11 protein-coding genes are annotated in these 12259 nt (G+C 66.1%); 6 read left to right on the top strand and 5 right to left on the bottom strand.

What is annotated here, in order from left to right; all coding sequences use genetic code 11:
- Positions 1-187: 187 nt before the first annotated feature.
- Complete coding sequence (locus tag BMZ43_RS07210) at positions 188-616, top strand: DUF2231 domain-containing protein (RefSeq protein ID WP_093251689.1); 429 nt, start codon at positions 188-190, stop codon at positions 614-616.
- Positions 613-1908, top strand: a complete 1296-nt coding sequence (locus BMZ43_RS07205; protein WP_027602115.1) for a PQQ-dependent sugar dehydrogenase — start codon at positions 613-615, stop codon at positions 1906-1908. The genes BMZ43_RS07210 and BMZ43_RS07205 overlap by 4 nt, the downstream gene beginning before the upstream one ends.
- A 45-nt stretch (positions 1909-1953) precedes the next feature.
- On the opposite strand, the gene BMZ43_RS07200 is transcribed toward BMZ43_RS07205, so the two are convergent.
- The 5 genes from BMZ43_RS07200 to BMZ43_RS07180 form a co-directional block, all read right to left on the bottom strand.
- Complete coding sequence (locus tag BMZ43_RS07200; protein WP_017641225.1) at positions 1954-2262, bottom strand: cytochrome o ubiquinol oxidase subunit IV; 309 nt, start codon at positions 2260-2262, stop codon at positions 1954-1956.
- Positions 2259-2888 (bottom strand): cytochrome (ubi)quinol oxidase subunit III, encoded by a 630-nt coding sequence (locus BMZ43_RS07195; protein WP_026083865.1) that lies wholly within the window; start codon positions 2886-2888, stop codon positions 2259-2261. The genes BMZ43_RS07200 and BMZ43_RS07195 overlap by 4 nt, the downstream gene beginning before the upstream one ends.
- The gene (locus BMZ43_RS07190; protein ID WP_093251684.1) at positions 2885-4948 is read right to left on the bottom strand and encodes a cbb3-type cytochrome c oxidase subunit I; all 2064 of its coding nucleotides are present in this window, start codon (positions 4946-4948) and stop codon (positions 2885-2887) included. The genes BMZ43_RS07195 and BMZ43_RS07190 overlap by 4 nt, the downstream gene beginning before the upstream one ends.
- Positions 4941-5882, bottom strand: coding sequence for a cytochrome ubiquinol oxidase subunit II (locus BMZ43_RS07185; protein ID WP_093251678.1), 942 nt, complete (start codon positions 5880-5882; stop codon positions 4941-4943). The genes BMZ43_RS07190 and BMZ43_RS07185 overlap by 8 nt, the downstream gene beginning before the upstream one ends.
- A gap of 120 nt (positions 5883-6002) precedes the next feature.
- Entirely contained in the window at positions 6003-6902 is a 900-nt protein-coding gene (locus BMZ43_RS07180; protein ID WP_093251675.1) for a LysR family transcriptional regulator, read from the bottom strand.
- Between the two features lie 146 nt (positions 6903-7048).
- On the opposite strand from BMZ43_RS07180, the gene BMZ43_RS07175 reads away from it, so the two are divergent.
- The 4 genes from BMZ43_RS07175 to BMZ43_RS07160 all read left to right on the top strand — a co-directional run bounded on the left by BMZ43_RS07175 (position 7049) and on the right by BMZ43_RS07160 (position 12254).
- Positions 7049-8128: a 4-oxalomesaconate tautomerase gene (locus BMZ43_RS07175; protein ID WP_093251673.1), complete on the top strand. Its 1080-nt coding sequence runs from the start codon at positions 7049-7051 to the stop codon at positions 8126-8128.
- A gap of 58 nt (positions 8129-8186) precedes the next feature.
- Entirely contained in the window at positions 8187-9500 is a 1314-nt protein-coding gene (gene dctA, locus BMZ43_RS07170) for a C4-dicarboxylate transporter DctA (RefSeq protein WP_093251670.1), read from the top strand.
- 114 nt (positions 9501-9614) lie between these two features.
- The gene (locus tag BMZ43_RS07165; RefSeq protein WP_017641218.1) at positions 9615-10928 is read left to right on the top strand and encodes a CitMHS family transporter; all 1314 of its coding nucleotides are present in this window, start codon (positions 9615-9617) and stop codon (positions 10926-10928) included.
- A gap of 72 nt (positions 10929-11000) precedes the next feature.
- Positions 11001-12254, top strand: a complete 1254-nt coding sequence (locus BMZ43_RS07160) for an OprD family porin (protein ID WP_093251667.1) — start codon at positions 11001-11003, stop codon at positions 12252-12254.
- Positions 12255-12259: the final 5 nt, after the last annotated feature.

Here is a 12259-nt window from a genome sequence, read left to right as displayed (position 1 = left end):
GGCCCTACAGGCGCCAGGCAGAGGCCGTGGCTGCAACGAGACTGTCATTATCTCTTCTTTTGCAAGAGGTGTCCGCCAGGCGAAACGGCTGAACTAACCGCGGGCGCGCGCAATCCTTTTCAGTGCGTCTTGCGCCGCGCAGTGGCTGCCCGGCCCTGCCACGTCCCGTCATGAAAAGGAGTCGTCAGTGACCGTAGCTGCCCATCATTACCACCCTGTCCGGCCCGGCCCGCTGCACGCGCTGCTGCTGGCCGGCTCCGTCCCGCTGTTCATCGGCGGCCTGCTCAGCGATATCGCCTACTACCAGACCCAGCAGATCCAGTGGGCCAACTTCGCCGCCTGGCTGATCGCCGGGGCGCTGTTGCTGTCCGGGCTGGCCCTGCTGTTCGCCCTCGGCAATCTGTTCAGCGCGCGCTTCCGTGGTCGCCGGCCGGCGGCCTATTTCCTCCTGCTGCTGCTGGCCTGGGTGCTGGGGCTGGTCAATGCCTTCGAGCACGCCAAGGACGCCTGGGCGGTGATGCCCGCCGGGTTGATCCTCTCGGTGATCGTGTCGGTGCTGAGCCTGGTGGCTGCCTGGATCGGTCTCTCCAGCCTGCGTTCGGAGGTGGTCCGATGAGCACTCCACGAGTCTTGAGCGTCCTGGGTCTGGCCGTGCTGCTGGCCGCCTGCGGCAACGAGGGCGGCGCCGACACCCAGGCCCGCGGACCCGATCCCAAGCTGCCCGAGCCCCAGCGCGGCCTCCTGCCGAGCATGAAGATCGCCGAGCCTGCACCCTGGGGCGATCGCACCCCGCGTGTTCCCCAGGGCTACACCATCACCGCCATCGCCACCGACCTGCGCATTCCGCGACAGATGCTGGTGCTGCCCAATGGCGACATCCTGGTGGCCGAAGGCCGGGGCGGCAACGCGCCCAAGTTGAAGCCCAAGGACGTCATCGCCGGCTACATCAAGGCCCAGGGCAACACCCAGGTGAAGGGCGGCAATCGCCTGACCCTGCTGCGCGACGCCGATGGCGACGGCAAGTACGAACTCAAGACGGTGTTCGCCGAGAATCTCAATGCGCCCTATGGCCTGGCCTTCGCTAACGGCCGGATCTACGTGGCCAACCAGGATGCCTTGGTCAGCTTTCCCTATCAGGACGGCCAGACCCAGGCCAGCGGCGCGCCGGACAAGCTGGTCGAGCTGCCGGCGGCGATCAACCACCACTGGACCAAGTCCCTGGCCGCCAGCGCCGATGGTCGCTATCTCTATGTGGGCATCGGCTCCAACAGCAACGTTGGCGAGCGCGGCATGGACGTCGAGGTGGATCGCGCGGTGATCTGGCAGATCGATGCCCAGAGCGGTGCGCACAAGAACTATGCCACCGGGGTGCGCAATCCCACCGCCCTGGCCATACAGCCCGACAGCGGCCAGCTCTGGGCGGTGGCCAACGAGCGCGACGAGATCGGCCCGGACTTGGTGCCGGACTACCTGACCTCCATCCGCGAAGGCGGCTTCTATGGCTGGCCCTACAGCTACTGGGGGCAGAACGTCGACACCCGCGCCCAGCCGCAGGATCCGGCCAAGGTGGCCGCCGCCATCAAACCCGACTACAGCCTGGGCTCCCACGTCGCCGCCCTGGGCGTGACCTTTTCCACCGCGGCGGTGGGTGGGCAGTTCACCGATGGCGTCTTCGTCGGCGAGCACGGCAGCTGGAACCGCGACAAGCCGGTGGGCTACCGCGTGGTCTTCGTGCCCTTCCAGCAGGGCCGTCCGGCCGGCGAGCCCATCGACTTCGCTACCGGGTTCTACGGCGACGACGGCAAGACCCGCGGCCGACCGGTCGGGGTGGCGGTGGATCAGCGCGGTGGCGTCCTCATCGCCGACGACCTGGCCAACACCGTCTGGCGCGTGACGCGTACCCAGTAAGGTGCGAGAAGGATCGGCTTGCCGCGCAGTCGGGCGGCAAGCCGATCAATGCATGCGGTGCTGCAGATCGCCGAGCACCACCAGGCTGCCCACCACCATCAGCACCAGGATCAGGCTGGTGAACAAGAGCAGATAGAGGTCGTGGCGGTGCGAGCGGCCCAGGCTGATATGCAGGAAGCAGCGCAGGTGCACCAGGATCTGCAGCAGACCCAGGCCGAAGATGACCCCCAGGGTGGTGCCGCGCGGCCAGCTCGGGAAGAGCACCAGACCGATGGGGATCAGGCTCAGCGTCACCGCCAGCAGCAGGCCGATCACGTAGCTCGTCAGCTCCCGACGATAGTCATCTCTCTTCATGGCAGCAGCCCCTGCAGGTAGACCACCGAGAGGATGGCTACCCAGACGATATCGAGAAAATGCCAGAACAGGCCCAGCCGCATCAGCCGGGTCTTCACCGGCGTATCCAGGCCGAACACCCTGAGTTGCACCAGCATCACCACCAGCCACAGACAGCCACTGGCGACGTGCACCCCGTGCATGCCCACCAGGGCGAAGAAGGCCGAGAGAAAGGCGCTGCGCTGGGGCAGGGCGCCCTTGTCCGCCATGCTGAGGAAGTCGTGCACCTCCAGGCCCAGAAAGACCAGGCCCAGCGCCAGGGTCACCAGCAGCCAGGTCACCAGGGGCCGCAGGCGACCCTCGTGGTACTTCATGGCCAGGGACGCCAGGCCATAGGTGAAGCTGCTGGCCAGCAGCACCAGGGTCTGCAGGGTGACACTGCCGATCTCGAAGACGTCCCGGGCGACCGGGCCCCCGGCGGTGGCGTGCTGCAGCGTCGCGTAGATGGCGAACAGCAGCGCGAACACCAGGGCGTCGCTCATCAGGAAGATCCAGAAGCCGAACAGCGAGTATTCGGCCTCGGCGTGGGTCGCGTGATCGGTGTGACCGACGTTGAGGCCGGCGTGGTTCATATCACGCGAACTCATGGCCCCATCTCCGCCAGGCCACGATTGCCCGGCCCGGTTTCCTCGTCGCGCGTGACGGGGCGGGTCGCGGCGACCTCATCCAGCCAGGCCTCATGTTCGCGCCGAACGTCCGCCGCCGAGATCAGTCGCTCGGTATCGCGCTGGAAACTGCGGGCGATCACCGCCCCCCAGGCCACCAGCAGCCCCAGTACCGCCATCCAACCGATGTGCCAGACCAGGCCGAAGGCGCAGGCGAAGCCCGCCGCGCCGACGATGACCGGGACGGCACTGTTCTTGGGAAGCACCAGATCGGCATAGGTCCGCGGCCGGTCGTAGGCCAGGCCCTGTTCCTTGAGCCAGGTGAAGGGATCCCGGTCGTTGATCGGCAGCGGCACGGCGAAGTTGTATTCCGGCGGCGGCGCGGCCACGGCCCATTCCAGGGTGCGGCCATTCCAGGGATCGCCCACCGGCACCCGCGTACTGTCGCGCCGGCGGATGCTCACCACCAGCTGGATCACCAGGCTGGCCAGGGCGGCGAGCAGGATCACCGCGCCCAGCTCGGCGACCCACAGCAGCGGGGCGAAATCGGGATTGTGGATCGCCTGGCTGCGCCGCGGCAGGCCGGAGACGCCCAGCACGTACAGCGGCATGAAAGCGAGCAGGAAGCCCAGGCCGAAATTCAGGGCGGCGATGCGGCCCCAGCGCTCGTCGAGGCGAAAGCCGAAGGCCTTGGGAAACCAGAAGTGATAGCCGGCCAGCATGCCGAACAGCATTCCGGGGATCAGCATGTTGTGGAAGTGGGCGACCAGGTACACGGTGTTGTGCACCTGATAGTCCACCGGCGGTGTGGCCAGGGTGATGCCGGTAAGGCCGCCGATGACGAACAGCATGATGAACATTACCGCGTAGATCAGCGGCGTGGTCAGGCGGATGCGACCGCGGAACATGGTTGCCATCCAGTCGTAGATCTTCACCCCGGTGGGAATGCCGATGAGCATGGTGGCGATGCCGAAGGCGGCGTTGATCTTGGGGCTCTGGCCCATGGTGAAGAAGTGGTGCAGCCAGACGGTAAAGGACAACACGGCGATCACCAGGGTGGCCCAGACCAGCGAGTGATAGCCATAGAGACGCTTGGTGGAAAAGGTGGCGAAGACCTCGGAGAACACCCCGAAGGCCGGCAGGATCAGGATGTACACCTCCGGGTGGCCGAACAGCCAGAACAGGTTGATGTAGTTCATCAGGTTGCCGCCCTGGGTATTGGTGAAGAAGTGGAAGTCCAGGTAGCGGTCCAGGGCCAGCAGCAGGGTGGCCACGGTCAGCGGCGGCATGGCGAAGATCATCAGGATGCTGGTGCATAGTGCCGTCCAGCTGAACAGCGTCATATGGAACAGGCGCATGCCGGGCGCCCGTTCCTTGTAGAGGGTGACGGCGAAGTTGAGGCCGGTCAGGGTGCTGCCCAAGGAGCTCAGGGTCAGGGCCCAGATCCAGTAGTCGGGCCCGACGCCGGGCTGGTACTCGGCACCGGTGTAGGGCGGATAGCCGCTCCAGCCACCGGTGGAAAAGCGCCCCAGCACCAAGGACACCATCACCAGCGCCGCCCCGGCCACGGTCAGCCAGAGGCTGATGGCGTTGAGCAGGGGAAAGCGCACGTCGCGGGCGCCGATCTGCAGCGGCATGACGAAGTTGATCAGCCCGGTGAGGAAGGGCATGGCGACGAAGAACACCATGATGGTGCCGTGGGTGCTGAACAGCTGGCCGAAGTGTTCCGGCGGCAGATAACCCGGCGCGTCGATGGCCAGGGCCTGCTGGGTGCGCATCATCACCCCTTCCACCACGCCGCGGCTGAACATCACCAGGGCCAGCACCACATACATGATGCCGATGCGCTTGTGGTCCAGGCTGGTGAACCACTCCTGCCAGAGATAGCGCCACTTGCCGAGCCAGGTGATCACCCCGGCGGTAGCCAGGGCGCCGAGGATCACCACGCTGGCGCCGCAGGTGGCGACCAGGCTGTAGAAGGGCAGGGCGTCGTAGCCCAGGCGGCCGAACAGCAGATGCCAGAGGGCCGAGGAATCAGTCATGGGCGGCTCCGGTGAAGGTATCGCAGGCGGGTACCGGATCCTGGCGATAGCGCGCCAGCACCCAGGTGAAAAGGGCGGGTTGGGTCAGGCGCAGCTGGGCGGCCTGCTCCAGGGTGCCGGGACGGGCCAGCACCTGGTAATGAGCGCAGTCCAGTACCTCGCGAGCCTGGCTCATGTGCTGGGTCCAGGCCTGGAAATCCGCCTCCGCCAGCACCCGGATCGGGAAGTGCTGATCCTGGAAGCCCTCACCGCTGTACTGGGCATTGCGACCCTCGAACTGGCCGGGCACGGGAATCTGCAGATAGCGCTGGGTCTGCATGCCGGCCATGGCATAGATCTGGCCCCCCAGGCGCGGCAGCAGCAGGGACTGCATCACCGTATCGCTGGTGAGCCTGAGCTGCACCGGACGACCTGCCGGCAGGACCAGTTCATTGACCGTCGCGATCCCCTGTTCGGGATAGAGGAACAGCCACTTCCAGTCCAGCCCGATCACCTGGACCTCCAGCGGCGTCACGCCGGGTGTCGGCGAGCGATAGGGGTCCAGGCTGTGGGTGCGGGTCCAGACCAGCACCGCCAGCACCGCGACGATCAGCGCCGGCACGCCCCAGGCGAAGATGTCCAGCAGCCAAGAGAATTCCCAGCGTGGCCGGTAGGCGGCGCGCCTGTTGCCGTGGCGATAGCGCCAGACGATCAGCGGGGTGAGCAGGATCACCGGCAGGACCACCACCAGCGCCAGGCCGACAATCCACAGCAGCAGGTCGCGTTCGCCACTGGCGGCGAGACCGGCCGGGGCGAGAAAGCCGTGCTGCAGCGGCGAACAGCCAGAGAGCGAAGCGGCCAGCAGCAGGCCAGCCAGGGGCCCGACCGCCAGGCGGCGCCTCGAGGTGCTCCCCGGATGGAGAGAAGAACGACGCGACTTTCGCGCAAGGGACATGAGCGGACCTGACCGTAACCAGTTGTTGCAGCCAACAGACCGCCCGAGCAGGCGAGCCGTTCACTGGATACTGGCGCTTGGCCGCCCCGGCCCGGGGCGCGCTGGTGTGCAGGCCGCGAGCTAGGGCTGTTCGGTCTTCCACTGACCGAGCAGGATGGCGACGAATTTTTCCGCGGCGGGCGACAGGGAGGCGCCGCGGCGCGAGACCAGGCCCAGGGTCCGGGTCACCTCCGGATCGCTGAGGGGCACGCTGACCAGGGTCGGGTGGTCGGCGTCCGGCATGGCCAGACTGGGCATGGCCGAGACGCCGAGGCCGGCTTCCACCATGCCCAGGGAGGTGGACAGGTGCTGCACCTCATAGAACCACTTGGGGCGGATGCCGCGGGCGGAGAGAGCATGGTCGAGCAGCACCCGGTTGCCGCTCAGGCGCCCCACACCGATCAGCCGGTGCTCGACCAGCTCGGCCCAGCTGATCGAGGGGCGCCCGGCCAATTCGTGGTCACGCCGGCAGGCCAGCACGAACTGCTCCTGCACCAGGGGCACGAACTCGATGTCCGGGTGCTGGCCGCTGAGCATGTTGATACCGAAGTCCGCTTCACCACGCAGCACGGCTTCCAGGCCGTCGTTGGCGCTGAGGTCCAGCAGGCGGATGCGGATCTTGGGGTAGTGCTCGTTGTACTGGCGGATCACCGAGGGCAGAAAATAGAAGGCCGCGGTGGGGATGCAGGCCAGGGTGACCTGGCCGGTCTGGCGTTCGGCCAACTCGCGGATGCTGAGGATGGAGTCCTCGAAGTCATCCAGCAGGCGCCGCGCCTTGGGTAGGAAATCGCGTCCGACGCTGGTGAGACCGACGCGACGGGTGGTGCGTTCGAGCAGGGGGGTGCCCAGACCGTCTTCCAGCTTCTTGATGCGTCGACTGAGTGCCGGCTGCGACAGGTGCAGGGCGTCGGCAGCCTCATGGAAGCTGCCCAGTTCGGCGATTTTCACGAAAGATCGAATATCTTGCAGCTCATAGTCCATGAACAGCCTCTGATCGAGCGTCTCGAGTATTGATTATCCAAGTGGAATAATAGCGACGATATTTGCATTGGATAGATTTATCTACGGCTGCCAATCTTGCCCCTAGAACATCAATAAACGCTATTGATCAACAAGAGACAGCAGTCATGCAACGTATTCCCTGCGTTCTCATGCGCGGTGGCACCTCCAAGGGCCCCTTCTTCCACGCCAGCGACTTGCCCAGCGATCCCGTCCAGCGCGACGAGATGCTGATCGACCTCATGGGTGCCGGTCATGAACTGGAAATCGACGGCATTGGTGGCGGTAGCCCCCAGACCAGCAAGGTCGCCATCATCAGCCCGTCCAGCCATCCCGATGCCGACGTGGACTATCTCTTCGTCCAGGTGATGGTCGCCGAGCGCCGCGTCGATACCGCGCCCAACTGCGGCAACATGCTGTGTGCCGTGGGTCCCTTCGCCGTGGAGCAGGGGCTGGTCGCCGCTGAAGACGGCAAGACCCTGGTGCGCATCCGCAACCTCAACACGGACAGCTTCGTCGATTCGCTGGTGCACACGCCCGGCGGCGTGGTGCGCTACGAAGGCGATACCGTCATCGATGGCGTGCCCGGCACCGCGGCACCGGTCCAACTGACCTTTCTCGACGCCGTGGGCAGCAAGACCGGCAAGCTGTTTCCCACCGGCCAGGCTACCGATGTCTTCGACGGCGTGCCGGTGACCTGCATCGACATGGCCATGCCGATGATGATCGTCGACGCCCGCCACCTGGGCGTGACCGGCAGCGAGCGCCCGGCCGAGCTGGACGCCGACTCCGGGCTGCTGGCGCGGCTGGAAGCCCTGCGGCTGCAGGCCGGCCGGGCCATGGGCCTGGGCGATGTCAGCGGCAAGGTGATCCCCAAGCCGGTACTGGTGTCTGCACCCCAGCACGGCGGCACCCTGCAGGTGCGCTATTTCATGCCGCACAGCTGCCACCGCGCCCTGGCCATTACCGGTTCCATCGGCCTGGCCACCGCCTGCGTCACCGCGGAAACGGTGGTGATGGCGCTGCTCGGCGAGTCGGCACGAGAGCTGACCGACGTCCGCCTGGAGCATCCCAGCGGCGGGATCGACGTCGTGCTGTCGCGCGGCGGCGCGGACGGCACTACCATCCAGGCCTCGGTCGTCCGGACCGCGCGCCGCCTGTTCGCCGGCCACGTGTACGCGCCCACCGCGCGGAGGCTCGCCAGCTAAAGCGATATCCCCCCAACCACCAGCGCATCCGCACAACTTCAATAAACGGTGATGCCCCATGAAACTTGCCAAATCGCTGTACTTCCAGATCCTCTGCGCCGTGGTCCTCGGGGTGCTGGTCGGTCACTTCTGGGCGCAACAGGCCGTCGCGCTCAAGCCCCTGGGTGACGCCTTCATCAAGCTGATCAAGATGATGATCGCCCCCGTGGTGTTCTGCACCATCGTCACCGGCATCGCCGGCATGACCGACAAGAGCACCCTGGGTCGGCTGATGGGCAAGACGCTGCTGCTGTTCCTGGTGCTCACCGTCATCAGCCTGTTCATCGGCCTCGGCGCGGTCTATCTGTTCCAGCCTGGCGTGGGCATGAACATCGATCCCGCGACCCTGAGCACCGCCAGCATCGCCCAGTACACGGCATCGGCGGCCAAGCTCAGCGTGGTGGACTTCTTCATGCACATCATCCCGGACACCTTCATGGGGGCGTTCAACAAGGGTGAGGTGCTGCCGGTGCTGTTCATCGCCGTGCTGTGCGGCTTCGCGCTGTCCGCCATGGGCGAGCGCGGTCGGCCGGTGCTGGACGTGCTGGAGTCGGCCTCCCAGATGGTCTTCCGCATCTTCGGCTACCTGATGCGCTTCGCGCCGGTGGGTGCCTTTGGCGCCCTGGCCTTTACCGTCGGCCAGTACGGCATCACCTCGCTGGGTTCCCTGGCCAAGCTGATCGCCACCCTCTACATCGCCTGCGCCTTCTTCGTCTTCGTGGTGCTGGGCGCGCTGTGCCGCTCGCGCGGCTTCAGCCTATGGAAGCTGCTGCGCTACTTCCGCGAGGAATTCCTGGTGGTGCTCGGCACCTCGTCCACCGAGCCGGTGCTGCCGCGCATGCTGCAGAAGCTCGAAGGCCTGGGCTGCAAGAAGGGCGTGGTCGGCCTGGTGCTGCCCACCGGCTACTCCTTCAATCTGGATGGCACCGCCATCTACCTGTCGCTGGCCGCGGTCTTCATCGCCCAGGCCTGCAACATCGACCTCACCATCGGCCAGACCCTGACCATGCTGGCGATCATGCTGCTGTCCTCCAAGGGTGCGGCAGGGGTGACCGGCAGCGGCTTCGTCGCCCTGGCCTCGACCCTCACCGTGATCCATGACATTCCCCTGGCCGGTCTGGCGCTGCTCATCGGCATCGACCGCTTCATGTCCGAGGCCCGCGCCCTGACCAGCCTGGCCAGCAACGCCGTGGCCACGGTGGTGATCGCGCTGGGCGAGGACGCCTGCGATCGCGAGCAGCTGATGCGCGCCCTGGAAACCGGCAAGGCCGAACCCCTGGCGCTGCCCGAGGCCGCCGAGTGGACGGCACCGGACGTTCGTCCCCACGCCTGATCGTTTAAACCCCGCTACCGCTGCAGTCCCACCTCCGCGCCGTCAGCTGGCCGGAGGCGGGGATCGGCTGGCCTGCGTCTGGCCAGGCACACGACAAGAACAAGGGATATGCCTATGCTCGCGCTTCTCGGTCTGATCATGGTGGTGACCTTCACCTACCTGATCATGAGCAAACGTCTGTCGCCCATCGTGGCGCTCACCGTGGTGCCCATCGTCTTCGCCCTCATCGGTGGCTTCGCCCCCACCACCGGCAAGATGATGCTCGACGGCCTGAAGATGGTGGCGCCCTCGGCGGCGCTGCTGCTGTTCGCCATCCTCTTCTTCGGCCTGATGATCGATGCCGGACTGTTCGATCCGCTGATCCGCAAGATCCTCAAGCGGGTCAACGGCGACCCGGTGAAGATCGCCATCGGCACCGCGCTGCTCTCGCTGCTGGTGGCCCTGGACGGCGACGGCACCACCACCTACATGATCACCTGCGCGGCCATGCTGCCGCTGTACAAGCGCATCGGCATGAATCCCATGGTGCTGGCGACCGTCTCCATGCTCTCGCTGAGCATCATGAGCGGCATGAGTCCCTGGGGCGGCCCGGCCACCCGCGCCATCGCCGCGCTGGGGCTGGACGCCACCGCCTACTTCATTCCCATGCTGCCCACGGTGATCGGCGGGGCGGCCTGGGTGGTCTTCACCGCCTTCCTGCTCGGTCGCCGCGAGCGCGCGCGCATCGGCAACGTTGCCCTGGAAAGCGGCGGGGCGGCGGGCGGCAAGTGCTATATCGAGGAGATCCTCGGTGACTCGCCGAACAAGCGCCCCCGCCTGGCCTACGTCAATCTGGTGCTGGTGATCGCGGTGATGACCGCCCTGGTCATGGGCGTGATGCACGCGGCCATCCTGTTCATGATCGGCTTCGTGCTGGCGCTGATGATCAACTACCCGCAGCTGGAGTTGCAGAAGGAGCGCATCCTGGCGCACTCGGGCAACGCCATGACCGTGGTGCTGCTGGTGTTCGCCGCGGGCATCTTCGCCGGCATCTTTTCCGGCACCAAGATGGTCGATGCCCTGGCCCAGACCCTGGTCGACTGGATTCCGCCGGCCTGGGGCCACTGGTTCCCGCTGGTGGTGGCCATCACCAGCATGCCGCTGACCTTCGTGCTGTCCAACGATGCCTACTACTTCGGTGTGGTGCCCATCCTGGCCAATGCCGCCGCGGCCTATGGGATCGATCCGGTGGAGATCGCCCGCGCCTCGGTGCTCGGCCAGCCGGTGCACCTGATGAGTCCGCTGGTGGCCTCGACGCTGCTGCTGGTGGGCATGGTCGACCGCGACATCGGCGATTTCCAGAAGGCCACCGTCAAATGGGCGGTACTGACCTCCCTGGTCATCACCGCCATCGCACTGCTCACCGGCGCCATCTCCTTCTTCGTCTGATCCTCCTGGCGGGCGGGCATGGTCGTGCCCGCCCGCTGCAATCCCACTCCAAAAACAACAAGAGACGCCCTCATGTCCCAACTCCTCAAGGGTGGCGCGGGTTGCGCCGCCCTGTGCGCCTGTATGCCCTTCGCCGACGCCGCCGGCTTCCTCGAAGACAGCAAGCTCAAGCTGCAACTGCGCAACGTCTACTTCAACGAGAACTTCCGCGACGAACAGGGCCTGAGCGCGCGCGCCGCTGCCACGGCCAAGAGCGAGCGCACCGAGTGGGCTCAGGGGTTCCTGCTGGACTACCGCTCGGGCTTCACCCAGCGCACCCTTGGCTTCGGCCTGGACGCTCTCGGCCTGCTGGGCGTGCGCCTGGACTCCGGGCGCGGGCGTAGTGGTACTGGATTGTTGCCGGTGCACAGCGACGGGCGGGCGGCGGCGGAGGCCAGCGCCTTCGGCGCCACCGCCAAGGCGCGGCTGGGCAAGACGGTGGTCAAGCACGGCACCCTGTTGCCCAAGACCCCGGTGCTGGTCTACAACGATGCCCGCCTGCTGCCCCAGACCTACCAGGGCACCCAGGTCACCAGTGACGACATCCAGGGCCTGACGCTGACCCTGACCCACCTCGATCGCTTCAAGCTGCGCGATTCCACCGACAGCAACGGCCTCTTTCCCGACGGCTACGGCGGCAGCCAGTCCGGCAATTTCAGCTACGGCGGTGCCGAGTACCAGGTGAGTAAGAGCCTGAGGCTCAGCTACTTCCACGGTGAGCTGAACAACTTCTATCGCCAGGATTTCGCTGGCCTCCAGCATGACCTGCCGCTGGCAGGGGGCGTGCTGACGGGCGACCTGCGTTACTTCAAGAGTCGCGATACGGGCGCGGCCTACGCGGGCAAGATCGACAACGACATGCTCAGCGGCCAACTGACCTATTCCCACAGCGGCCATACGGTCGGCGCGGGGTTGCAAAAGCTCAGCGGGGATGCCGGCCTGCCTTACATCAGCGGTGCCACCGTCTATTCCTTCAGCAACGTCGGCATCGGCAAGTTCATCGAGGAAGACGAGAAGACCTGGCTGCTCAGCTACGTCTACGACTTCAAGACGCTGGGGCTGCCCGGGCTGACCTTCATGACCCGCTACATCAGCGGCGAAAACAGTCGCTCCGGCAGCGAAGGCCTGCACGAGTGGGAACGCGATGTGGAACTGGCCTACGTGGTGCCCAAGGGCTCGCTCAAGGGGTTCGGGGTCAAGCTGCGCAACTATGTCTATCGCGCCGACTTCGCCCGTGGTCGGGACAGCAATCGCCTGTACCTGACCTACGACCTGGCGCTCTGGTAGCAGAG

The sequence above is a fragment of the Pseudomonas sp. Snoq117.2 genome (assembly GCF_900110545.1).
In the GTDB taxonomy this organism is placed as follows: domain Bacteria; phylum Pseudomonadota; class Gammaproteobacteria; order Pseudomonadales; family Pseudomonadaceae; genus Chryseomonas; species Chryseomonas benzopyrenica.
The sequence above is the reverse complement of the archived record's forward strand: the minus strand, read 5'-3'. Positions and strand labels throughout refer to the sequence as shown.

Bases quoted from the DNA above. Each gene is read 5' to 3' on its own strand.
- BMZ43_RS07180 (WP_093251675.1), bottom strand. From the start codon at position 6,902: ATGGACTATGAGCTGCAAGATATTCGATCTTTCGTGAAAATCGCCGAA.
- BMZ43_RS07185 (WP_093251678.1), bottom strand. From the start codon at position 5,882: ATGTCCCTTGCGCGAAAGTCGCGTCGTTCTTCTCTCCATCCGGGGAGC.
- BMZ43_RS07175 (WP_093251673.1), top strand. From the start codon at position 7,049: ATGCAACGTATTCCCTGCGTTCTCATGCGCGGTGGCACCTCCAAGGGC.
- BMZ43_RS07165 (WP_017641218.1), top strand. From the start codon at position 9,615: ATGCTCGCGCTTCTCGGTCTGATCATGGTGGTGACCTTCACCTACCTG.
- BMZ43_RS07200 (WP_017641225.1), bottom strand. From the start codon at position 2,262: ATGAAGAGAGATGACTATCGTCGGGAGCTGACGAGCTACGTGATCGGC.
- BMZ43_RS07205 (WP_027602115.1), top strand. From the start codon at position 613: ATGAGCACTCCACGAGTCTTGAGCGTCCTGGGTCTGGCCGTGCTGCTG.
- BMZ43_RS07160 (WP_093251667.1), top strand. From the start codon at position 11,001: ATGTCCCAACTCCTCAAGGGTGGCGCGGGTTGCGCCGCCCTGTGCGCC.
- BMZ43_RS07190 (WP_093251684.1), bottom strand. From the start codon at position 4,948: ATGACTGATTCCTCGGCCCTCTGGCATCTGCTGTTCGGCCGCCTGGGC.
- dctA (WP_093251670.1), top strand. From the start codon at position 8,187: ATGAAACTTGCCAAATCGCTGTACTTCCAGATCCTCTGCGCCGTGGTC.
- BMZ43_RS07195 (WP_026083865.1), bottom strand. From the start codon at position 2,888: ATGAGTTCGCGTGATATGAACCACGCCGGCCTCAACGTCGGTCACACC.